At 70.4% G+C, this 20,515-nt stretch carries 25 protein-coding genes; 19 read left to right on the plus strand and 6 right to left on the minus strand.

The genetic code is table 11. The features are described from left to right. Window positions 1–117 precede the first annotated feature (117 nt). Window positions 118–780, minus strand: coding sequence for a hypothetical protein (locus tag ABZ928_RS52815; RefSeq protein WP_361536933.1), 663 nt, complete (start codon window positions 778–780; stop codon window positions 118–120). An 18-nt stretch (window positions 781–798) separates the two neighbouring features. Between ABZ928_RS52815 and ABZ928_RS52820 the strand changes: the two genes are divergently transcribed. Genes ABZ928_RS52820 through ABZ928_RS52835 form a run of 4 tightly spaced genes read left to right on the plus strand, consistent with a single transcriptional unit; the run spans window position 799 to window position 1,774 of the window. Beyond that, on the plus strand, window positions 799–921 hold the full coding sequence (locus ABZ928_RS52820; protein ID WP_361536935.1) for a hypothetical protein: 123 nt from the start codon (window positions 799–801) through the stop codon (window positions 919–921). Between the two features lie 41 nt (window positions 922–962). Beyond that, a complete protein-coding gene (locus ABZ928_RS52825; RefSeq protein ID WP_361536936.1) occupies window positions 963–1,223 on the plus strand; it encodes a hypothetical protein in 261 nt (86 codons plus the stop codon). A 50-nt stretch (window positions 1,224–1,273) separates the two neighbouring features. After that, entirely contained in the window at window positions 1,274–1,522 is a 249-nt protein-coding gene (locus tag ABZ928_RS52830) for a type II toxin-antitoxin system Phd/YefM family antitoxin (protein WP_361536938.1), read from the plus strand. Beyond that, window positions 1,523–1,774, plus strand: coding sequence for a type II toxin-antitoxin system RelE/ParE family toxin (locus tag ABZ928_RS52835; protein ID WP_361536940.1), 252 nt, complete (start codon window positions 1,523–1,525; stop codon window positions 1,772–1,774). Window positions 1,775–1,831: 57 nt separating this feature from the next. Here ABZ928_RS52835 and ABZ928_RS52840 read toward each other — a convergent pair whose 3' ends face one another. Next, window positions 1,832–2,242: a hypothetical protein gene (locus ABZ928_RS52840; protein WP_361536942.1), complete on the minus strand. Its 411-nt coding sequence runs from the start codon at window positions 2,240–2,242 to the stop codon at window positions 1,832–1,834. 60 nt (window positions 2,243–2,302) lie between these two features. Here ABZ928_RS52840 and ABZ928_RS52845 point away from each other — a divergent pair, with 60 nt between their 5' ends. Next, a complete protein-coding gene (locus tag ABZ928_RS52845) occupies window positions 2,303–3,010 on the plus strand; it encodes a uridine kinase (protein ID WP_361536944.1) in 708 nt (235 codons plus the stop codon). 48 nt (window positions 3,011–3,058) lie between these two features. Continuing rightward, complete coding sequence (locus ABZ928_RS52850) at window positions 3,059–3,385, plus strand: DUF6281 family protein (RefSeq protein ID WP_361536946.1); 327 nt, start codon at window positions 3,059–3,061, stop codon at window positions 3,383–3,385. 206 nt (window positions 3,386–3,591) lie between these two features. Here ABZ928_RS52850 and ABZ928_RS52855 read toward each other — a convergent pair whose 3' ends face one another. Beyond that, window positions 3,592–4,335 (minus strand): SigE family RNA polymerase sigma factor, encoded by a 744-nt coding sequence (locus ABZ928_RS52855; protein WP_361536948.1) that lies wholly within the window; start codon window positions 4,333–4,335, stop codon window positions 3,592–3,594. Window positions 4,336–4,578: 243 nt separating this feature from the next. On the opposite strand from ABZ928_RS52855, the gene afsQ1 reads away from it, so the two are divergent. The 5 genes from afsQ1 (at window position 4,579) to ABZ928_RS52880 (ending at window position 8,480) form a co-directional block, all read left to right on the plus strand. Next, on the plus strand, window positions 4,579–5,256 hold the full coding sequence (gene afsQ1 / locus ABZ928_RS52860; protein WP_013001223.1) for a two-component system response regulator AfsQ1: 678 nt from the start codon (window positions 4,579–4,581) through the stop codon (window positions 5,254–5,256). Next, entirely contained in the window at window positions 5,253–6,803 is a 1,551-nt protein-coding gene (locus ABZ928_RS52865; protein ID WP_361536950.1) for an ATP-binding protein, read from the plus strand. The genes afsQ1 and ABZ928_RS52865 overlap by 4 nt, the downstream gene beginning before the upstream one ends. A 32-nt stretch (window positions 6,804–6,835) precedes the next feature. After that, the gene (locus tag ABZ928_RS52870; RefSeq protein WP_361536976.1) at window positions 6,836–7,438 is read left to right on the plus strand and encodes a hypothetical protein; all 603 of its coding nucleotides are present in this window, start codon (window positions 6,836–6,838) and stop codon (window positions 7,436–7,438) included. A gap of 236 nt (window positions 7,439–7,674) precedes the next feature. Further along, window positions 7,675–8,178, plus strand: a complete 504-nt coding sequence (locus ABZ928_RS52875) for a VanZ family protein (protein ID WP_361536978.1) — start codon at window positions 7,675–7,677, stop codon at window positions 8,176–8,178. A gap of 92 nt (window positions 8,179–8,270) precedes the next feature. Further along, window positions 8,271–8,480 (plus strand): PspC domain-containing protein, encoded by a 210-nt coding sequence (locus ABZ928_RS52880; protein ID WP_361536952.1) that lies wholly within the window; start codon window positions 8,271–8,273, stop codon window positions 8,478–8,480. A gap of 119 nt (window positions 8,481–8,599) precedes the next feature. Here the strand turns inward: ABZ928_RS52880 and ABZ928_RS52885 are convergent, their stop codons facing one another. Next, window positions 8,600–8,959 carry an ATP-binding protein gene (locus ABZ928_RS52885; RefSeq protein ID WP_361536954.1) on the minus strand — a complete coding sequence of 120 codons (360 nt, stop codon included), beginning with the start codon at window positions 8,957–8,959 and terminating at the stop codon, window positions 8,600–8,602. Between the two features lie 141 nt (window positions 8,960–9,100). After that, the gene (locus ABZ928_RS52890; protein WP_361536956.1) at window positions 9,101–10,264 is read right to left on the minus strand and encodes an adenosine deaminase; all 1,164 of its coding nucleotides are present in this window, start codon (window positions 10,262–10,264) and stop codon (window positions 9,101–9,103) included. Between the two features lie 113 nt (window positions 10,265–10,377). Between ABZ928_RS52890 and ABZ928_RS52895 the strand changes: the two genes are divergently transcribed. The 7 genes from ABZ928_RS52895 to ABZ928_RS52925 all read left to right on the plus strand — a co-directional run bounded on the left by ABZ928_RS52895 (window position 10,378) and on the right by ABZ928_RS52925 (window position 18,125). Next, a complete protein-coding gene (locus tag ABZ928_RS52895) occupies window positions 10,378–11,139 on the plus strand; it encodes an alpha/beta hydrolase (protein WP_361536958.1) in 762 nt (253 codons plus the stop codon). 130 nt (window positions 11,140–11,269) lie between these two features. Then, window positions 11,270–11,914 carry a choice-of-anchor M domain-containing protein gene (locus ABZ928_RS52900; protein ID WP_361536960.1) on the plus strand — a complete coding sequence of 215 codons (645 nt, stop codon included), beginning with the start codon at window positions 11,270–11,272 and terminating at the stop codon, window positions 11,912–11,914. Next, window positions 11,911–13,578: a choice-of-anchor M domain-containing protein gene (locus tag ABZ928_RS52905; RefSeq protein ID WP_361536962.1), complete on the plus strand. Its 1,668-nt coding sequence runs from the start codon at window positions 11,911–11,913 to the stop codon at window positions 13,576–13,578. The genes ABZ928_RS52900 and ABZ928_RS52905 overlap by 4 nt, the downstream gene beginning before the upstream one ends. Before the next feature lie 14 nt (window positions 13,579–13,592). Next, window positions 13,593–15,125: an anchored repeat ABC transporter, substrate-binding protein gene (locus ABZ928_RS52910; RefSeq protein WP_361536964.1), complete on the plus strand. Its 1,533-nt coding sequence runs from the start codon at window positions 13,593–13,595 to the stop codon at window positions 15,123–15,125. Beyond that, window positions 15,125–16,528, plus strand: coding sequence for a TIGR03773 family transporter-associated surface protein (locus tag ABZ928_RS52915; RefSeq protein WP_361536966.1), 1,404 nt, complete (start codon window positions 15,125–15,127; stop codon window positions 16,526–16,528). Before ABZ928_RS52910 ends, ABZ928_RS52915 begins: the two co-directional genes overlap by 1 nt. Next, complete coding sequence (locus ABZ928_RS52920) at window positions 16,525–17,238, plus strand: anchored repeat-type ABC transporter ATP-binding subunit (protein ID WP_361536968.1); 714 nt, start codon at window positions 16,525–16,527, stop codon at window positions 17,236–17,238. The genes ABZ928_RS52915 and ABZ928_RS52920 overlap by 4 nt, the downstream gene beginning before the upstream one ends. Continuing rightward, entirely contained in the window at window positions 17,235–18,125 is an 891-nt protein-coding gene (locus ABZ928_RS52925) for an anchored repeat-type ABC transporter permease subunit (protein ID WP_361536970.1), read from the plus strand. Before ABZ928_RS52920 ends, ABZ928_RS52925 begins: the two co-directional genes overlap by 4 nt. On the opposite strand, the gene ABZ928_RS52930 is transcribed toward ABZ928_RS52925, so the two are convergent. Then, window positions 18,079–19,032 (minus strand): LysR substrate-binding domain-containing protein, encoded by a 954-nt coding sequence (locus ABZ928_RS52930; RefSeq protein WP_361536972.1) that lies wholly within the window; start codon window positions 19,030–19,032, stop codon window positions 18,079–18,081. The genes ABZ928_RS52925 and ABZ928_RS52930 overlap by 47 nt on opposite strands. Before the next feature lie 64 nt (window positions 19,033–19,096). Here ABZ928_RS52930 and ABZ928_RS52935 point away from each other — a divergent pair, with 64 nt between their 5' ends. After that, entirely contained in the window at window positions 19,097–20,362 is a 1,266-nt protein-coding gene (locus tag ABZ928_RS52935) for an MFS transporter (RefSeq protein WP_361536974.1), read from the plus strand. The last annotated feature ends 153 nt before the right edge of the window (window positions 20,363–20,515 follow it).

A 20,515-nucleotide genomic window follows, 5' to 3' on the forward strand; every position in this document is an offset into this window, starting at 1 on the left:
GCCCCCACTCGGGGGTCACCCTAACCCCCCCTCACTACTGCCCAACTTTCTCGCCCCCGGGGGGTCCCCCGGGGCCCCCCGCGGGGGCCCCGGGAGAACGACAGACCATCCCGTCCGTCAGCTGAACCAGCTCTTGACGCCTCGCCAGGCGCTGCGTGCCCCGTTCCCGATCGCCCGCCCGGCCGCGGCCGTCTTGCTGCCGATGTAAGTGGCGCCTGTCACGAGGTCACCGCTCCTGGCCAACGGGACGATGCCACCCACGATGCCCACGACAGCCGCACCACAGCCCAGGCTGATCGGGTCGGCGCCACAGGTGTCGATCGCCAGCACGACGCCGACGGCGGCAGCCACCACGCCTACGGCGGCACCAGCAGGCGTCGGCCCCATGCATGCCGCCGCGATGCCCAGGCCCCCTGCGGCGATGCTCATCGTGTCCGCGACGTCGTCGCTCAGAAACAGGTGGTCGTCGTCCTCTTCCTCCTCCTCGATCTTGACGTTCTTGGCCTTGCTCATGCAGTCCTTGGCACTGCCGCCTTGCAGACACTCATGGAAGAACGAGATCTGCGCCTTGGCCTGATCCTCGTCCGCCATCCTGATCCACATCTTGTACTGCGGTTCGGTGAGCCACTGCGTGCCCTGGTACTTGAGATCCTTGGTCATCCAGTCGTAGACGATCTTGGGCAGCTTCTTGGTCTTCGCCTTGCCGTTCACGATGGACCCGTCGCCCACCTGCGTGCCCTTGGTGTAGTCCACCGTGCGGGTCTTCGGGTCGTAGCCCACGGCCTGCTCCTCCCCGCAATGACCCGGCAGCCGTTCGTCGACTCCCTGCAAATGGCTACGGCGCCCAGGCCGAACCTGGAGGCCGCGCTCGCCGTGGTCGTCGCGACCTGCTGGCGACCCTGCCGGGTCAAGGCGAGCTGATCCTGACGGTCGACCCGACGTCGCAGCAGGTCTACGTGGCGATGCCCGACGGCAGTTGGCACGGCAACGCGGTGGACGAGGACGAGGACGCGACGACAGTCCTGACCGCGGTCGCGGATGCGGCGCAGTCGACCGTCATGGAGTTGCTCTGGCAGGCCTGGCCGACCTGCCGGGAACACAAGTCCGGAGCGCACGTCCGCCCGGCGGGGACCGACGTCGTGTGGTGGTGCCGGGGCGGCGGGGAGGGCGAGTGCCATGACGTCTCGCTCGTGGGCGAATTGGCCGCCACACCGCTGACGTAACCTTTGGCCATGAATTGCATAGTAGATTAACCTCATGCAACCATGTGCACATGGTTGAGATCGCCATCAGTGCCGCCCGCGCCCAGCTCGGCGACCTGGTCCGCCGCGCCGCCCACGGCCGCGAGACCATCGCCCTCACCGACCACGGACACGTGGCCGCGCTCCTCGTATCGCCGCAAGTGATAGAGGACCTGGAAGACGCCCTGGTATTCGCGGACTACCAGCGGCGCAAGGCAGAGGGGACCCTTGAGCCGGGTATCCCTCATGAGGAAGTCGGCCGGATGCTGGGGCTGCGGTAAGTGGCCTACGAGATCATCTGGGAGCCCCCCGCCACAGACGCGGCGACACGCTTTCTCAAGGAGGACCCAGCGGGCCTGGCAGCCGTCTACGAGGCCGTCGACGACTTGGCCACCCACCCTCGCCCACCGGGCTCCGTGGCTTACGGCTCCCCTGACCTGCGCCGCCTGCGCGTCGGCGACTACCGAGTGCTGTATGTCATCGACAACGACGTGATCCGCATCCTCATCACCCACCTCGGCCGCACCCCCTGACCCAAACCAAGAGCCGCGCCCCCAACCATTCCGGGGAGCGCGGCTCTCCGCGTACCGTCAGCCGTTGCCGAGCAGCCCCACCGCCTGCCCCACCACCGGCACGCTCCCGATCGACTGCGCCTGCGCGACGGGCGCGGTCAGCATCTGCGTGGCGACCGGCTGGAAGTCGGCGACCTGGGTGCCGAGGCCGTTGTCGAGGGGGTCCACACCCGTGCCGGCCAGCGGGTTGGGCTTGAGGCCCGCGACCGGGCCGGTGACATAGCCGACCGTCGACGCGAGTCCCTGGAGGCCCGCCTGCGGGTCGATCTTGCCGAGCGAGGTGGGGCTGGTGCGGACCAGGTGGTCGGTGACCGGCTGGGTGTCCGCGGAGGCCGTCGCCGCGCCCGCTCCCAGGGCGACGCCCGCGGTCGCGAGGGCGACCAGGGCGCGTTGGGCGGTGGGGTTGCTGGGGGACGCGTGTCGGGCCATCGTTTCTGCCACCTTCTGCATGCACGGGGTAATCGGGTCGACACGTAGGGTAGTTGAGGTGTGACGCGTGCTTCAAAGCCGACCCGCGGGGTCGATGAACAGCAGGTGAATGCCTCACACTGGTGTCCCGTGAGTTCCCCTTCGTCCATACCTACGCGAGTCGTGCTGCTCTGCGGCCCCTCCGGCTCCGGCAAGTCCCTCCTCGCGGCCCGTTCCGGTCTTCCGGTGCTGCGCCTCGACGACTTCTACAAGGAGGGCGACGACCCGACTCTGCCGCTGGTGGCGGGGAGCTCCGACATCGACTGGGACCACCCCGAGTCCTGGGACGCGGACGTGGCGGTCGCGGCGATCACCGAGCTGTGCCGCACGGGCCGTACGGACGTCCCGCAGTACGACATCTCGCTCAGCGCCCGCACCGGCGCGGAGACCGTCGACATCGGCCGGACCCCGCTGTTCATCGCGGAGGGCATCTTCGCCGCCGAGATCGTCACCCGCTGCCAGGAACTGGGCGTCCTCGCCGACGCCCTGTGCCTGAGCCGCGGCCCCGTCCAGACGTTCCGCCGCCGCTTCCTCCGCGACCTCAAGGAGGGCCGCAAGTCGGTGCCCTTCCTGCTGCGTCGCGGCTGGCGGCTGATGCGCCAGGAGCGGACGATCATCTCGCGGCAGACCGCCCTCGGCGCCCACGCCTGCGACAAGGACGAAGCCCTGGGCCGGCTCGCGGCGGCAGCGGCCGGTCGCCGTCCGGCGGCTTCGACATCGGCGGGCTGAACGACACCGGCGGCTGAACGACTCCGGCGCCTTCGCCGTCGTAGGACCATGACGATCAAGCATGGAGCAGCACTGTTGATGGCGGCCGCCACGCTGGCTCTGGCCGGATGCGCGGAGTCGGGCGGCTCGGCCTCCTGCGCGGGCGTGGTGACCTATGACGGGCGGGGCTATCTGCCCACCGAGAAGTCCGGGTTCACCGTGGGCGAGCGGCTGGGCACCGCCACGGTCGAGGCCTGCGACGACACCGGGGACGGGGTGGACAACGGCTCTCCCGAGCGCCGGACGGGCGTGTACGTCATCGAGGGCCTCGACCCGGCCGAGGGGGTCGCCGTCGGGGACACGCCCGCCGAGGCGGCTCCCATGGCCGCCCGCTGAGCACACACCAAAGCGGGACTGGACGGACCCCCCGGCCCTCCAGTCCCGCTTTTTGGTGCTTCCCCCGTGCTTCCCCCTGGTGGTGCTTCCCCCTGGTGGTGCTTCCCCCGTGGGGTGCGTCCCCCGTACCCCCCGGTACCGCTCCCCCGTGTTGCCGCACCGCCCCGCTACTGCTCTCCCCCGTGGCGGTGCTCCCCCCACAACCCTCAGGCGACAAGCTCCCCGAAGGCGTCTTCCTCGTCACGGCCGAAGCTGAGGACCTCGTCCTCGCGCAGCCGGCGGAGAGACCGCCAGATGCTGGACTTCACCGTGCCGACACTGATGTCGAGGATCTCCGCGATCTCCGGGTCGGTGCGGCCCTCGTAGTAGCGCAGGACCAGCATCGTGCGCTGGAGTTCGGGGAGCCGGGCGAGCGCCTGCCACAGGACCGCGCGCAGTTCCGTGCCGCGCATCGCGTCCGTGTCGCCGGGCGTCTCCGGCAGCTCCTCGGTCGGGTACTCGTTCAGCTTGCGGCGACGCCACGCGCTGATGTGCAGATTGGTCATCGTCCGTCGCAGGTAACCCCCGACGGCGGCCTTGTCACTGATCCGGTCCCATGCCTTGTACGTCGAGAACAGCGCGCTCTGGAGCAGGTCCTCGGCCTCGAAGCGGTCACCGGTGAGGTGATAGGCGGTTGCGTACAGGGAGGCGCGACGCTCCTGGACGTAGGCGGTGAACTCCGCCTCCGACAGCGAACGATGCTCCCCCGAGCCCTCCCTGTACGCCGCTCCCCCGTGCGTTTCCCCCGTGAAACCGTCAACCACCGTCATGTACGCGGTGTGCTGACGCCCGGCGCCGCGAGCGCACCCCCGCCCGCTCACGGCCCCGGACTTCTCGGAACCCCGGCCCCCGTTCACGTCGTGCAGGCGCGTGATCACTGCGCTGGTGCTGTTGCTGTGCAGCGTGTTCATCTCGCGCCCCCCGTCGTGGACTTCCGGTGTTCTGCTTGCTCAGGCGATGGAGTTCGTTGCCGCTTCCTTGCCTGTGCCGAAAAGCTTGCCCTCGCACCTTCATGGACGTGTCCGCCGACTGTCACAGACCTGTCACAGGGGTCCGCCTCAGGGAAGACACAGGACGGACACAGAGAGCGGCGGTACGCGTACGTACACGTACAGGTGTCGAAACCCCGGGCCGCCATGGGCCAGAATGAGCCCGTGCCTTCCCTGTTGCTGATCGAGGACGACGACGCCATCCGTACCGCCCTGGAGCTGTCTCTGACGCGCCAGGGTCATCGGGTTGCCACGGCTGCCACCGGCGAGGACGGCCTGAAGCTGCTGCGTGAGCAGCGGCCGGACCTGATCGTGCTGGATGTGATGCTGCCCGGCATCGACGGGTTCGAGGTGTGCCGGCGCATCCGGCGCACGGACCAGCTGCCGATCATCCTGCTCACCGCGCGCAGCGACGACATCGACGTCGTGGTGGGTCTGGAGTCCGGTGCGGACGACTACGTCGTCAAGCCCGTCCAGGGGCGGGTCCTCGACGCCCGGATCCGTGCCGTGCTGCGGCGTGGTGAGCGTGAGGCGAACGACGCGGCGACCTTCGGTTCGCTCGTCATCGACCGCGCGGCCATGACCGTGACGAAGAACGGCGAGGATCTCCAGCTCACGCCGACCGAGCTGCGGCTCCTGCTGGAGCTCAGCCGGCGGCCGGGACAGGCGCTGTCCCGGCAGCAACTGCTGCGGCTCGTCTGGGAGCACGACTACCTCGGTGACTCGCGGCTCGTGGACGCCTGTGTGCAGCGGCTGCGCGCGAAGGTCGAGGACGTGCCGTCGTCCCCGACGCTGATCCGTACGGTCCGTGGTGTCGGCTACCGGCTGGACACGCCTCAGTGACACCAGCGCAAGGGGGGGTCCGCGGCTGGGCCGCGGCTCGTAAGGGACATCTGTCGCGGCTGCGGTTCACCAGTCTGCGGCTGCGGCTCGTCGTGGTCTTCGGCCTCGTGGCGCTCACCGCCGCGGTCTCCGCGTCCGGCATCGCCTACTGGCTCAACCGCGAGGCGGTGCTCACCCGCACCCAGGACGCGGTGCTGCGCGACTTCCAGCAGGAGATGCAGAACCACGCGGGTCTGCTGCCCGAACTCCCCGAGCAGTACGAACTCCAGCGCACCGCACGCGAGATGGCCAACAGCAGCCAGCGCTTCAGCGTGCTGCTCGTCGCGCAGGACTCCGACGGCGAGGAGCTGTACGCCAACTCCGGTGCCATGAACGGCTTCTCGGTGCAGGACGTGCCCAAGTCGCTGCGGGCGGCGGTGAACGACGAGCAGAAGGTCGACTCGTCCAACAAGTACCCGTACCACCTGTACTGGCAGCGGATCGTCGACGACGGCACCCCGTATCTGGTGGCCGGCACGAAGGTCATCAACGGCGGTACGACCGGCTACATGCTCAAGTCCCTGGAGCCGGAGGCGAAGGACCTCAACTCCCTGGCCTGGTCGCTCGGGATCGCCACCGGCCTCGCGCTGATCGGCTCGGCGCTGCTCGCGCAGGCCGCCGCCACGACCGTACTGAAGCCGGTGCACCGGCTCGGGGTCGCCGCGCGGCGGCTGGGTGAGGGCAAGCTGGACACGCGGCTGCGGGTGTCGGGGACGGATGAACTCGCCGATCTGTCACGGACGTTCAACGACGCGGCGGAGGCCCTGGAGAAACGGGTCGACGACATGGCCGCGCGGGACGAGGCGTCCCGGCGGTTCGTCGCCGACATGAGCCATGAACTCCGTACGCCGCTCACCGCGATCACCGCCGTGACGGAGATCCTGGAGGAGGAACTGGAGGCGGAGTCGGGTTCGATGGACCCGATGATCGAACCGGCGGTTCGGCTCGTCGTCAGCGAGACGCGCCGGCTCAACGACCTCGTCGAGAACCTGATGGAGGTCACCCGCTTCGACGCGGGCACCGCCCGGCTCGTCCTCGACGACGTCGACGTCGCCGACCAGATCACCGCCTGCATCGACGCGCGGGCCTGGCTGGACGCCGTCGACCTGGACGCCGAACGCGGCATCCACGCCCGGCTCGACCCGCGGCGCCTGGACGTCATCCTGGCGAACCTCATCGGCAACGCGCTCAAGCACGGCGGCTCGCCGGTGCGGGTGGCCGTGCGGACGGCGGACCACGAGGTCGTCATCGAGGTGCGGGACCACGGGCCCGGCATCCCCGAGGACGTCCTGCCGCACGTCTTCGACCGGTTCTACAAGGCGAGCGCCTCCCGCCCCCGCTCCGAGGGCAGCGGCCTGGGCCTGTCCATCGCCCTGGAGAACGCCCACATCCACGGCGGCGAGATCACCGCCGCCAACTCCCCCAAGGGCGGCGCGGTGTTCACCCTGCGACTGCCCAGGGACGCGTCGGAGCTGGCGCAGGAGGGCGAGGGGAAGCAGAGCTCATGAGCGTACGGCGAGGTCGGGAGCCGCGAGACATGGTGACCGTACGACGGCTGCTGGCGCTGCCCGTGCTGGCCGCGCTGCTCACCGGGTGCGGTATCCGGGCCACCGAGGTCCCGACGGACTTCGGTCCCGCGCCCTCGCGCGTGCACTGTTCCGTCTCCGAGCCGGACATCTCCGCGCAGTCCTCGCGCGGGCTGCCGGTGCAGGTGTTCCTGCTGTGCGGGTCCTCGCTGGTGGCCGTCGACCGGACGGTGAGCGTCGAGGAGGGTACGGCGGACTCGCAGCAGCGGGTGCTGGTGGCGCGGGAGCTGCTCAACGAGCTCGCGTCGGCGCCGACGGCCGGGGAGCGGGACGCCGGGTACAGCACGCGGGTCCGGGACGGCATGACGGTGACCGGGCCGCGCCCGGACGACCCCGACGACACGCTCCGGCTGAGCTTCCCGCCGGCCTCGCTCGCCAACGCCGCGCTCGCCCAGATCGTCTGCACCCTCTCCGACTCGGCGGCGGCCGAGGGCGACGGCTCGGTGATCCTCGGCGGCCCCGACAAGACCCCGCTGCGCCGCTACGAGTGCACCGACGAGGTCCGCGCCCAGCCGACCAGCACGGATGTGCCGTCCTCGGAGGTCAAGGACGGCTGACGGAAGGCTGGGGGACGGCTGACGGACGACTGCCGGACGGCTGTAAGGACAGCTGACGGATCCGGTGTGGCGGAGGCCTCATCCGGAACCCCGGAACCGATCCCGCCGCGGCCCGCGTCCTTGGGGGCGTGCAGCGTCATGGCGGGACCGGTGAAGCCCGGTGGAGTCCTACGTCCTTGGAGGGGCGCGGGGCACTGCGCGACCAGCTACAGGCGTCCTGGGGATTCCGGAGCCGACTGGTGGGCGCCGCCCTTCTCCTCGCTCACCTCACGCTCGTCGGCTGGCTCACGCTGCGCCCCCTGGACGTCCCGTGGATCACCCCGCCGAACCTGACCCCGTTCGCCGGGATCCGGTCCGACCTGGCGCTGGGCTGGCCGCAGGCGGCACGCCAGATCGCCCAGGGAGTCGCCCTGCTGGCCCCGCTCGGCGTCCTGCTCCCGCTGGCGCACGGCAGGCTGTACGTCTCCCCGCTCGCGTCCCTGATCCGTACGGTCGCCGCGGGCGCCCTGATCTCGCTGGGCATCGAACTGCTCCAGACCGGGGTCCCCGGTCAGGTGGTCGACATCGACTCCGTGTTCCTGAACACCCTCGGCGTGGCCCTCGCGCACGCCGCCTTCGTCCCCGCGGGCCGCGCCTGGCTCCGCCGCAGGTCCCGCTCCCTGACCCACCCGGCCGTCCTCCCGGAGGAGCCGGCTCAGGGTCGGACCCCGACGATTCCCAGGGTCGGTATCGCACCGTAGAGCGACGCTTCGCCCCCTTCGTCTCCGTAGCGTTGAAGGCAGATGAGGAAGCCAGAGAGGCAGCCTCCGACAACGCTCACGAAGGAGCCCGGATGTCCCGCCTTGCCCGCCCCACCAACGGCCGCATGATCGGCGGAGTGTGTGCCGCGCTGGCACGGCGCTTCGGCACCTCGGCCACCACGATGCGAGTGATCTTCCTGCTGTCGTGCCTGCTGCCGGGCCCGCAGTTCCTGCTCTACATCGCGCTGTGGATCCTGTTCCCGTCCGAGGAGAAGGCCGACCGGACGCAGGCCGCCTGGTAAGCCCGGTAGATCCGGTAGATCCGGTAGATCCGGTAGCCCTGGTAACCACCCTTCAGCGCACACGCCGATGGGGCGCACCCCGGACAACGGGTGCGCCCCATCGGGGCGTTCGGCGGGGCTCAGCCCAGCGGGAGGCCGTTGACCGGCAGGCCGTGCGTGGGCAGGCCGGTCTGGCCCACCGGGAGACCGCCGAGGAGACCGGCGACCGGCTTGGTCGGACCGTCGGCGAGGGCGCCCTGCGCGGCCGGGGTCACGGCGGCGAGGCTGTTGGCGACCGCGGGCTGCGCCTGCGACAGGGCCTCACCGGCACCCGGCAGCGCCTTGGCGACGTTCTCCGCCGGGAGCGTCTTGGTGACGGTGTCCAGCGCCTGGGAGGCGTCCGGGACGGCCGGGGCGGCGTTCGCGGCGCCCGCGCCGACGGCGGCGAAGGCGGCACCGAGGGCGGCGACACCGAGGGTCTTGGCAGCAGACTGCTTCATGAAAATGCGTCCTCGAAATGGGATGACGGTGGGTGTGAGCGGTCCACGACCGTAAACATGCACCGGCATCCACCGCAAACATCGAAATGCGGACGGATTGTGAATACCCGTCCGCATTCCGATTTCCGGGATGTCCCCCGATCAGCCCTCTTCGCCCACAGAACCGCTGGTGGAGGCGGTCTGCTGGAACAGCCATTCGGACTTCAGCTCGGCATATCCGGGCTTGATGACGTCATTGATCATCGCGAGTCGTTCATCGAAAGGAATGAACGCTGATTTCATCGCATTGACGGAGAACCACTGCATGTCGTCGAGCGTGTAGCCGAATGCTCCGACCAGATGCTCGAATTCCCGGCTCATGCTGGTCCCGGACATCAGCCGGTTGTCGGTGTTGACGGTGGCCCGGAAGTGCAGCCGCCGCAGCAGCCCGATGGGGTGCTGGGCGTAGGAGTCGGCGGCGCCGGTCTGGAGGTTGGAGCTGGGGCACAGCTCCAGCGGGATCCGCTTGTCCCGGACGTAGGAGGCGAGGCGGCCGAGCTTGACCGAGCCGTCCTCGTGGACCTGGATGTCGTCGATGATGCGGACGCCGTGCCCGAGCCGGTCGGCGCCGCACCACTGGAGGGCCTGCCAGATGGAGGGGAGCCCGAAGGCCTCACCGGCGTGGATGGTGAAGTGGTTGTTCTCGCGCTTGAGGTACTCGAACGCGTCGAGGTGCCGGGTGGGCGGGAATCCGGCCTCGGCGCCCGCGATGTCGAAGCCCACCACCCCCAAGTCCCGGTAGCGGTTGGCGAGTTCGGCGATCTCCAGGGCGCGGGCGGCGTGCCGCATCGCGGTGAGCAGGGCGCCGACGCGGATGCGGTGCCCGTTGGCGCGGGCGATCCGCTCGCCTTCCCGGAAGCCCTCGTTGACGGCTTCGACGACCTCTTCGAGGCTCAGCCCGCCGTCGAGGTGCTGCTCGGGCGCGTACCGCACCTCGGCGTAGACGACCCCGTCGGCGGCGAGGTCCTCGGCGCACTCGGCGGCGACCCGCACCAGGGCCTCGCGGGTCTGCATGACGCCGACGGTGTGCGAGAAGGTCTCCAAGTACCGTTCCAGCGAACCGGAGTCGGCGGCCTCGCGGAACCAGACGCCGAGCTTGTCGGCGTCCGTCTCGGGGAGTTGGGAGTACCCGGTGTCCCGGGCGAGCTCGACGATGGTGCCGGGCCGGAGCCCGCCGTCGAGGTGATCGTGCAGCAGAACCTTGGGTGCCCGGCGGATCTGGTCCGAGCTCGGGGTGGTTCCCGTCCGGTCATTCTGGCTCGTCATCTCCGCACTCTAACTCCTACGCGCGTAGATCGCCTGTTGTACAACTCCGCCGATACGTAACGGTGACCGCCCCGACGGGTGGAGTACACCGACGCTTCTGACACTGTTCTGTCATGGCACAGCAAGCGACGCCGGTTCGCACGGCCCGGCTGGGGCGGGCGCTCGGTCCGGAACCGACGGCGGTGAGCGGGGTGGTGCTGCTGCTCCCCGGCGGCGAGGAGACCTCGGTCCGCAGACCGTCCCCCATGATGGCGGCCGCGTCCGTACGCGCCCTGGGCCGCCGTCTGTCCCGCGCGGGCCGGGAGGAGGGCCTGGCCACCCATGTCGTCCACTACCGCTACCGCGGCTGGAACGGCCCGGAGGCGCACCTCGCCCAGGACGCGGGCTGGGCCACGGAAGAGATCGTACGGCGCTACGGGGACGTCCCGGTCTGCCTGGCCGGCCTCGACATGGGCGCCCGGGCCGCACTGCACGCGGGCGGGCATGAAGCCGTCAACTCCGTTCTGGCGATCGCCCCTTGGCTGCCCGAGGAGGACGTGGCCGCGCCACCCGAACCGGTGAAGCAGCTCGCGGGCCGACGGGTGCTGCTGGTCCACGGCACGAACGACGAACGCACCGACCCCGAGCTGTCCTTCCGGCTGGCGGCGCGGGCGAAGAAGGCGAACCGGGACGTCTGCCGGTTCGAAGTCCACTCCGACGGCCACGCGTTGCGCCAGCACCGGGACGAAGTACTGGCTCTCGCCGAGGACTTCGTGATGGGTGCGCTGTTCGGGCGGACGTTCTCCCGCCCGGTGGAGGACGCGCTGGCCGCGCCGCCGCCGCTGGGGCTGCGGATGCCGCTCGCGGCGGGCTTCGGGCGGTCGCTTCGGCGGTAGCCGACACCGCCACACGCTTCACGACGCTCTCATGGCTCCCTCATAACCCCCTTGCGACCCTTTACTGAAAATGATTATCGTCTTTACGTGCCCATGGGGGGCATGTCCATGACCTAAGAGGGGTCCTGTTTTGCGTACCCGCAACCGCCTGCTGACCGTCGCCGGCCTCGCCGCCGCCACTCTCGCCACCGCCGGTCTCAACTCCTCGGCGTTCGCCGCGACCACGCTGTCGTCCGGCCATGTCGACGTCGTCGACGCGGACTGGGACGGCTCGGCGCTGAGCCTGCACGCCCATGACGAGGAGACCGACACCGAGTACGCCCCGGCGGACGTCACCCTCGCCGTACCGGCCGCCGCGAAGGTCACCAACCCCGGCTACTCCTTCCTCGGTTCGGGCAGCCAGGTCTGGCTGCTGCCGGACACCCAGGCCGAGGCGACCGCCGCCGGGGTGCTCTTCCCCGGCATCTCCACCGAGCACCTCACCACCGGGGTCTTCGCCAGCAACAACGTCACGTTCACGCTGGTCAGCGCCACCCGCAACGGCGCGGCCACCGAGGACTTCAGCATCTACGCGGGCAGCGGCAGCCGCTGGTTCGACAGTGACACCGCCACCACCAGCTTCAAGTCCAGAACCTTCGCCGTCGCCACCCACAACCACGCCAACTGGGCCTTCGAGGAGGCCGGTACCTACCAGCTGACGTTCCGGGTCAGCGGCACGGTCGGCGGGGTCGCCAAGACCGCCACCGAGACCTACACCGTCGTCGTCAGCTCGTGAGAGGGGCCCTGACGCGCGGCGGGCGCGCCTTCACCGCGGCCGCCCTCACCACGACGGCAGCGGTGCTCCTGGGCGCGGCAGGGCTGGTCGTCGTCGGCGGCAGCGGGGACGCCCGCGCCGCCGGCGGTGCCGTCGTGCTGAGCGAGGGCGAACTGGACCTCACGCCCCGACTCGTGGACGGCAAGCCGCAGTTGCAGATCGACGACCGCAGCGGCACCGCCCCGGTCGTACGCGAACCCTCCGATGTCGTCCTGCACGTCGTACCGTCCACCCTGCAATACACGCCCGACCCGGTGGCCACCGCGCTCGGCACGACCAACATGGACTCCTGGCAGCTCAACGGCTGGGAGGCGGCGAACATCTTCGCCGCCGAGCCCGGCTGGAAGGGCACGGAGGCGGGTGCGGACACCGAGGTCGCGCTCACCGGCTACGACGGTCCGGGCGTCTTCGGACTGGCCACGTACACGCATGAGATCGACAGCGTGAACGGCCCGGCGATCGCCCACCTCGGCAGCGCGGAGGGCGTGCCGCACACCTTCACCCTGCCGTCCGACGAGGAACGACTGCTGCCCATCTGGGAGTTCACCGCGGAAGGCGTCTACCGCCTCACCTTCACGGTGACCGTGGGCGGCGCGTCCGACACCGAGACGCTGGCCGTGGTGGTCGGCGACGACGTCGATCCGTCGACCGTGCTGCCGGGTGACGGGAGCAGCAGCCCGACCCCGTCGGCGAGCCCCACCACCACTCCCCCGGCCACCACTCCCCCCGCCACCGCGCACGTCATCTCCGAGGGGCACGTCGACATGGCGGCCCGGAAGGTCGACGGCGACCTGGAGTTCCAGATCAAGGAAGGCTCCGAGCTCGACCACACGTGGTACGAGCCGGGCCAGGTCGTGATGCACGTACGGCCCGCCGCCAAGCGGAAGATCCCCGAGGGGTACGACTTCCTCGGCACCCCGGGCGACCCGGTGTGGTGGCTGCCGTTGCAGCAGAACGCCGGGATCGTGTGGCCCGGCTGGAACACCGGGGAGTTCCCGAAGACCGCCCTCGACGGCAAGGTCTCCTTCCGGCTGGACTCCGTACAGGGCCCCGGGAACATCGCAATGTTCTACGGCGACTCGACGGGCACCGCGGTCGTCTCACTGAACAGCGGCGACGGACTGCCCGACACCCACACCCTCGCCGGCGGGACACACGCCCACTTCGACTGGGCGTTCTCGGCGGAGGGGGTCTACCGGACCACCTTCACCGTGAGCGCCACGCTCGCCGACGGCACGAAGGTCGAGGACGAGGAGACCATCGCCTGGGTGGTCGGGGACGACACCGATCCCTCGACGGTGACACCGGGGGCGGGTGACGAGCCGACGGCGACGCCTACGACGACACCGACACCGACGCCGACACCGACATCTACGCCTACGGCGAGTGCGAGCGAGACGGGGGCAGCCACGCCTTCGGCCTCCGCGTCGGCTTCGAGTTCGACTTCGAGTTCGGGTTCGGCAGGCTCCTCCGGGGCGATCAGCAGCGGCGGTTCGTCCCCCACATCCGGCTCGCTCGCCTCCACCGGAGCCCAGGTGGCGACGGTCGCGGGGATCGCGGCGGCGGCGGTGCTGACGGGCGGCGGAGCGATGTTCCTCGTACGACGACGGCGTACGGCCCAGTGAGAGGAGGGAGCCCCATGCGGGGTCGCCCCACACGTATCGCGGCCGTGGCGCTCGCCGCGGCCTGTGTTCTGGTCGCCGGGTGCAGCCGGAGTCAATCCGGGGCGTCCGACGCCGAGTTGAGGGTCTCGACGACCACCGCGATCATCGCCGACCTGGTCCGCCAGGTCGGTGGTGACCGGGTCGACGTGACCTCGATCGTGCCGCACCACGGCGATCCGCACTCCTACGAACCGAGCCCCGGTGACGCGGCGAAGGTCGCCCGGGCGGACCTCGTGTTCGGCAACGGGCTGCTGCTGGAGGAGCCCGGAATCATGAAGATGGTCCACAGCAACGCGCGGAAGGACGTGCCGAAGGTCGAGATCGCCGAGCGCCTTGAGCAGTACGGCGGCACGGTGATGAAGCTGGAGGAGGATCTCGGACTCGATGTGCTGTGGCTGGGCTGGGCGGTCGAGGGCGAGGTGGCCGGGGACGGCTCCCAAGTCCGTACGACGGCCACGAAGTTGGAAGGGCCGGGAGATCTGCGGGTCTACCTCACCGACACCCTCGGCAGGCCCAAGGTGTACGTCGACTCCAGTGACGGTTTCGACGCCTCGGACTCCTTCGCGCTGCCGCCGGAGGCACATACGCACGTCAACTGGGCGTTCAGCGAGCCGGGGATCTACCGGCTGACGGTCGAGGGGCGGACCGAGACGCTCGACGGGAGGACCGAGGAGTTCGGCAGCGGGACGTTCACCTTCGCCGTCGGAACCGAGGCGCGCGAGGCGTCCGGGGGTGCCACCGTGCTGGACGGCGGGCACGCCGACGTGGCGCTCAACGCCGAGACCGGGAAGGTGTACGTCCGCGCCGACGACGAGAAGAGCGGCGAGCGGACGCGGCACGCGCCCGACAAGGTGGTGCTCAACGTCCCTGACCGGGCAAGGGAGTCGGTGCCGGAGGAGCCGTCGTACTCCTTCCTCGGGAAGGCCGGCGACCCGCTGTGGGTGCTGCCCCAGGCCGTGCTCGGCAAGCATGTGCACGGGGATCTGGACCCGCACGCCTGGGAGGACGTCGCCAACGCGGAGGCGTATGTACGGCGGATCCAGGCCGAGTTGACAGCCGCGGACCCCGGCGGGGCGAAGACGTACGAGAAGAACGCCTCGGCCTTTCTGAAGACGCTCGGCGCGCTCGACGAGGAGGTCGGGCGGACGCTCGCGACCGTGCCCGAGCGCAACCGCAAGCTCATCACCACGCATGACGCCTTCGGCTATCTCGCCAAGGCGTACGGCATGGAGGTCGCCGGTTTCGTCGTGCCGGTGCCCAACCAGGAGCCCAGCGCGGCCGAGGTGGAGCGGCTCGGCGACACCATCCGGGAGAAGCGGGTCCCGGCCGTGTTCGTGGAGCCCAACCTGGCCTCGCGGGCGAACGTGCTGAAGCGGGTCGCACAGGACGAGGGGGTCGAGGTCTGCACGATCTACGGCGACTCGTTCGACGACCAGGTCCACGACTACGTATCGATGATGCGGCACAACGCGAGGGAGCTCGCCAAGTGCCTTGGAGGGAAGGCGTGATGAGGGGCAGGGAACGGGTCGCGGTGACTGTGGTACTGGCCGCCGCACTGAGCGGGAGCGGGGTCGCTTTCGCGGACGGGCCGTCGAGCGGGCTGGGGAAGATCGCTTACGTCGACGGGGAGTTGACGCTCGATCCGGCGGACGGGGCGCATGTGGTCGACGCCGACGCCGCCGCGCCGGGCTGGGACACGACCGGGGTGCCGTCGGGTGCCCTTGCCGGGGACACCGTGACGTGGGCGCTGACCGGAGTGGACGGGCCGGGCGACGTGACGGTGTCCGGGGCCGACGGGCCGCTCTTCGACAGCTCGGACGACGTACCGGACCGGGTCGAGGTGCCGGTGGGCGAACAGGGCGGCACTCAGTGGGAGTTCAGCGAGGAAGGGACGTACCGGCTGATCTTCGAGGCGGCCGGTACGGCGGCGGAGGACGGGCGGGAATTGTCCGTCGGGACCGTGTACACGGTGGTGGTCGGAGACGACGACCCGCCTGTGGAGTCGGCTCCTTCCCCTGCACCTGAGGTCCGCCCGCGTGTCCTGGCCGCTCCGGCAGAGGCGCGACGCGCCGCCGTCACCTCCGATGTCGTCTCGACCCGCACGGTCCTCGACGAGGGGCACATCGACTTCGCCGCCCGGGTCATCGACGACAAGCTCCAGATCCACGTCAAGGACGGGACGGTCCCCGGGAAGACGACCTGGCGCGAGCCCTCCTCCCTGGTCCTGAAGGTGAAGCCGGCCGCGAAGAACACCCTTCCCGACAACGACGCCTTCTCCTTCCTGGGCAAGCCCGGCACCGATGTCTGGCTCCTCGACCAGGTGCAGCAGGACGGGCTGCTGTGGCCCGGCTGGTCGACGGACAACGTCGAGGCAGGGGCGCTGAAGGGGGGCGTGACCTTCGCGTTGACCGGCGTCGAGGGGCCGGGCGCGTACGCGCTGTACACCTACGACGCGATGTCCGGCGCCGATGTGCTCTTCAACAGCAAGGACGGGGTGCCGGACTCCTTCTCGGTCCCGGCCAACACGCATGCGCACGGCGGATGGGCGTTCACCAAGGAGGGCACCTATCGGCTGACGTTCCGGATGAGCGGCAAGCTCGCGGACGGGACGGCTGTGAGTGACACGGAGACGGTGGCGTTCGTGGTCGGGGACGGGGATGCGGAGGCGGATGCCGATGGAGACGCGGTGAGTCCTGGGGGCTCGTCGTCGAGCGAGCCTGAGGGCTCGGCATCGTCCTCGTCGACGGCTACGGGCAAGTCCGGGGCCGGTACCGGGAGTTCGGACTCCTCCGGCTCCATGGCCAGCACCGGCGCCGGCAACCCCGCCCTCCTCGGCGCCGCGGCCGCCGGGCTCGCGCTCGTCGGGGGCGGTGCGGTGTGGGGCGTACGGCGTCGGCGGCGGGGCGTGTGAGCGGGTTGCTGCGGGTCGAGGGCGTGTCGGTCGTGCTCGGGGGGCGGCTCGCGCTGGAGGATGCCTCGCTCGGTGTGGAGGGAGGTGAGCTGGTCGGGCTGATCGGGCCCAACGGGGCGGGGAAGACAACCCTGTTGCGGGCGGCGCTGGGGCTGGTGCCGCTGGCCTCGGGGTCGGTGTCGGTGGCGTCTCGGCCGGGGTATGTGCCCCAACGGCATGAGTTCGCCTGGGACTTCCCGATCGATGTCGCGGGGGCGGTGCTGACGGGACGTACGCGGGCGATCGGGTGGGTGCGGCGGCCTCGACCCGCCGACCGGGAGGCCGCCGAGCGGGCCCTGGAACGCACCGGACTCACAGCCCTCTCCCGCCGCCCCATCGGGGAGTTGTCGGGCGGACAGCGTCAACGCGTGCTGGTGGCACGGGCGTTGGCGGCAGAACCCCGGATCCTGCTCCTCGACGAGCCGTTCACCGGTGTCGACGTGCCCACGCAGGAGCTGCTCAACCAGCTGTTCCGGCAACTCGCCGCCGAGGGCAGGGCGTTGCTGATGACCACCCATGACCTGGCGGCGGCCGCGCGGACCTGTGACCGGGTGGTGCTGATCAATCGGACGGTCGTCGCGGAGGGCGGCCCGGAGTTGCTGGCCGAACCGGACCAGATGCTGCGGGCGTTCGGCCTTGACCGAGCCATGCGTACGGAGACGGTGACGTGATCGACTTTCTGCTGGATCCCTGGGAACTTCCCTTCATGCAGCGGGCGTTCGCGGTCGCCGCCGTGGTGGGGCTGGTGTGCGGAGTGGTGGGGGTGTACGTCGTGCTGCGCGGGATGGCGTTCATCGGGGACGCGGTGGCGCACTCGGCGTTCCCGGGGGTGGCGCTGGCTTACACCTTCGAGGGAAACCTGCTGCTCGGCGGGGCGACGGCCGGGATCGTCACCTCGGTCCTCATCGCTTACGTGTCGCAGAACCGGCGGCTGAAGGAGGACACGGTCATCGGGGTCTTCTTCGCGTTCGCGTTCGGGCTCGGGATCGTCCTGGTGTCGACGCGGGACAGCTGGACGACGGATCTGTCGTCGTTCCTGTTCGGGCAGGTGCTGGCGGTGTCGGCGGAGGACTTGTGGACGGTCGCCGGGATCGGGGCGGTGCTCGTGGCCGTCGTCCTCGCCCTGCGGAAGGAACTGGTCGCGGTCAGCCTGGACCGGGAGACGGCCCGGGCGGCGGGGCTGCCGGTGTTCCGGCTGGATCTGACCCTGTACGTGGTCGTGACCTCGACGATCGTGATGTCCCTTGAGGCGGTCGGCAATGTCCTCGTCCTCGCGCTGCTCATCACGCCCGCCGCGACCGCCCGCCTGCTGACCGAGCGGCTGTGGACGATGACGCTACTCGCGTCGGTGATCGGGTGCGCGGGGAGTCTCGCCGGGCTGTATGTGTCGTACGCGTACGACTTGGCGGCCGGCGGCTCCATCGTCGTAGTCCTGACCGGTGTGTTCGTGGTGGTGTGGGGTCTGGCGCCGAAGCACGGGCTGCTGGCGCGTGCCGCGTCGAAGGCGGTGGTCAGTCCGGGAGGAGACGGCCGCGCTGTGCCAGCAGGAACTTCTTGAAGGCGGCCACGGGTGGGGTGTCCGGGTGGCCGTCGAGCCAGGCGACGCCGATCTCGCGCACCGCGCGCGGGGCGGTGACCGTCAGCTCGACGACGCCCGGGCGGGCCACGGCGGGAGGAGGGAGGAGAGCGACGCCGAGACCGGCGGCGACGAGACCTCGTAGTGTCTCGGCCTCCTCCCCCTCGAAGGCGATGCGGGGCTTGAAGCCGGCCTCCTGGCAGAGGTCGTCGGTGATGCGGCGCATGCCGTAGCCCGGCTCCAGGGTCACGAAGGTCTCGTCGGCGGCCTCGGCGAGGCGGACGCGTTTGCGGGAGGCCAGGCGGTGGTCGGCGGGGACGACGAGGCGGAGCTTCTGTTCGTCGAGGCGGCGGCCGACCAGGTCGGGGGCGTCGGGGACGGGGGAGGTCAGGCAGAGGTCCAGTTCGCCCGCGCGCAGGCGCTCGATCATCGCCTCGCCGTAGTTCTGGACGAGGCTGAAGCGGACGCGGGGGTGGTCGGCGCGGAAGGCGCGGATCAGGCCGGGGACGGTTTCGGAGCCCATGGTGTGCAGGAAGCCGAAGGCGACCTTGCCGGTGGCGGGGTCGGCGTCGGCGCGGACCTCCTCTGCGGCGCGGTCGATCTCGGCGAGGGCGCGTTCGACGTGGCCGAGGAAGGCGCGGCCTGCGGGGGTGAGGGAGACGGTGCGGCCGATGCGGGCGAACAGGTCGACGCCGAGGTCCTGTTCGAGGCGGACCATCGCGCGGGAGAGCGTGGACTGGGGGACGTTCAGCTCCTGGGCGGCGCGGGTGACGTGTTCGGTGCGGGCGACGCCGGCGAAGTAGGCGAGGCGGGGGGCGAGCAACATCGCCATGTCTTCTGTGTCACTGAACGATGACAGATGAGCCTCTGACCTCTGCTGATGCACCATGGGAACGATTATGGCGGGTTCATGCATTGGACGCATGAACCGAGGTGTACGTAACTTCGAGGGCATGCCTGCCAGTACCGAGGCGTCCACTGCCGTGGGCGCCGTATCCGCTGTTCCTGTCGTCGACTCCCGTATGGCCCCGGGCGGCCCCGGCTACCGCCGGATGAGCTTCGCCCTCTTCCTCGCGGGCGTCGCGACCTTCGCCCTCCTCTACTCCACGCAGGCCCTTCTGCCGCTGATCTCCGGGGACTTCGGGGTGGCGGCGAGCGACGCGAGCTGGACGGTGGCGGCGGCGACGGGCGGACTGGCGCTGTTCGTCCTCCCGATGAGCGCGGTCTCGGAGCGGTTCGGACGCCGTACGGTCATGACGGCGTCGTTGGCGGTCGCGGTGACGGTCGGTCTCCTGGTCCCGCTGGCGCCTTCGCTGCCGGTGCTGGTGGCGTTGCGGGCGTTGCAGGGTGCGGCGCTGGCTGGTCTTCCGGCTTCGGCGACGGCGTATCTGGCGGAGGAGGTCCGGCCGAAGGCGCTGGTCACGGCGATCGGTCTGTTCGTCGCGGGCAACAGTGTCGGCGGGATGAGCGGCCGGGTCATCACCGGCTGGGTGGCGCAGGAGTGGGGCTGGCGGGTGGCCCTCGGTGTCATCGGGGCGATCGCGGTGGCGTGCGCGGTGGCGTTCCGGCTGCTGCTGCCGGCGCCGAAGCACTTCGTCGCCGGGTCGCTGAAGCCTCGGGTGCTGGCGCGGACGGTTCGTGAGCATCTGTCGAACCCCTTGATGTGCCGGTTGTACGCCATCGGGGCGCTGTTCATGACGGTGTTCGGCGGGGTGTACACGGTGATCGGGTACCGGCTGACGGAGGCGCCGTTCGGGCTGCCGCAGGGTGTGGTCGGGTCGATCTTCCTGGTGTACCTGGTGGGTACGGTGTCGGCGTCGACGGCGGGTCGGCTGGTGGGGCGTCTTGGTCGGCGGGGTGCGCTGTACGCGGCGGGCGCGACGACGGCTTCGGGTCTGGTGCTGTCGTTGGCGGACTCGCTGGGGCTGGTTCTGCTGGGGCTGGTGCTGATCACCGGTGGGTTCTTCGCGGGGCACGCGGTGGCTTCCTCGGCGGTCAGCAAGACGGCGACGGAGGGGCGGGCGCAGGCGTCGGCCCTGTACCAGTCGGCGTACTACATCGGGTCGAGCGCGGGCAGCACGGTCGGCGCGATCGCGTTTCACGCGGGCGGCTGGGCCGGGACCGTGGGGGTCGGACTGCTGGCGGTGCTGGGGGTCGTGACGATCACCGTCCTCGGAACGCGTGCGGCTCGGGCGCAGCAGCGGCTCCTGGTGGCCTGAATCGTACGTTCCCTTTGTTCTTCCCCCTGGTCGAGGTCGGTCGGCCAGGGGGACTGCTTTTTCTCGCCCCCGCCGCCCCTACCCGTCCCGTCCTTCTGGGGCTCCGCCCCAGACCCCGCTCCTCAAACGCCGGAGGGGCTGAGAAACCCAGCC

The organism is Streptomyces sp. NPDC046909 (assembly GCF_040644695.1).
GTDB lineage: Bacteria > Actinomycetota > Actinomycetes > Streptomycetales > Streptomycetaceae > Streptomyces.

Excerpts from the sequence above, each read along its gene's own strand:
- ABZ928_RS52825 (WP_361536936.1), top strand. The coding sequence starts at position 963 with ATGCCCGACGGCAGTTGGCACGGCAACGCGGTGGACGAGGACGAGGAC.
- ABZ928_RS52830 (WP_361536938.1), top strand. The coding sequence starts at position 1,274 with ATGGTTGAGATCGCCATCAGTGCCGCCCGCGCCCAGCTCGGCGACCTG.
- ABZ928_RS52890 (WP_361536956.1), bottom strand. The coding sequence starts at position 10,264 with ATGACGAGCCAGAATGACCGGACGGGAACCACCCCGAGCTCGGACCAG.
- ABZ928_RS52935 (WP_361536974.1), top strand. The coding sequence starts at position 19,097 with ATGCCTGCCAGTACCGAGGCGTCCACTGCCGTGGGCGCCGTATCCGCT.
- ABZ928_RS52910 (WP_361536964.1), top strand. The coding sequence starts at position 13,593 with ATGCGGGGTCGCCCCACACGTATCGCGGCCGTGGCGCTCGCCGCGGCC.
- ABZ928_RS52850 (WP_361536946.1), top strand. The coding sequence starts at position 3,059 with ATGACGATCAAGCATGGAGCAGCACTGTTGATGGCGGCCGCCACGCTG.
- ABZ928_RS52895 (WP_361536958.1), top strand. The coding sequence starts at position 10,378 with ATGGCACAGCAAGCGACGCCGGTTCGCACGGCCCGGCTGGGGCGGGCG.
- ABZ928_RS52930 (WP_361536972.1), bottom strand. The coding sequence starts at position 19,032 with ATGGTGCATCAGCAGAGGTCAGAGGCTCATCTGTCATCGTTCAGTGAC.
- ABZ928_RS52855 (WP_361536948.1), bottom strand. The coding sequence starts at position 4,335 with ATGAACACGCTGCACAGCAACAGCACCAGCGCAGTGATCACGCGCCTG.
- ABZ928_RS52820 (WP_361536935.1), top strand. The coding sequence starts at position 799 with ATGACCCGGCAGCCGTTCGTCGACTCCCTGCAAATGGCTACGGCGCCC.
- ABZ928_RS52880 (WP_361536952.1), top strand. The coding sequence starts at position 8,271 with ATGTCCCGCCTTGCCCGCCCCACCAACGGCCGCATGATCGGCGGAGTG.
- ABZ928_RS52840 (WP_361536942.1), bottom strand. The coding sequence starts at position 2,242 with ATGGCCCGACACGCGTCCCCCAGCAACCCCACCGCCCAACGCGCCCTG.
- ABZ928_RS52915 (WP_361536966.1), top strand. The coding sequence starts at position 15,125 with ATGAGGGGCAGGGAACGGGTCGCGGTGACTGTGGTACTGGCCGCCGCA.
- ABZ928_RS52885 (WP_361536954.1), bottom strand. The coding sequence starts at position 8,959 with ATGAAGCAGTCTGCTGCCAAGACCCTCGGTGTCGCCGCCCTCGGTGCC.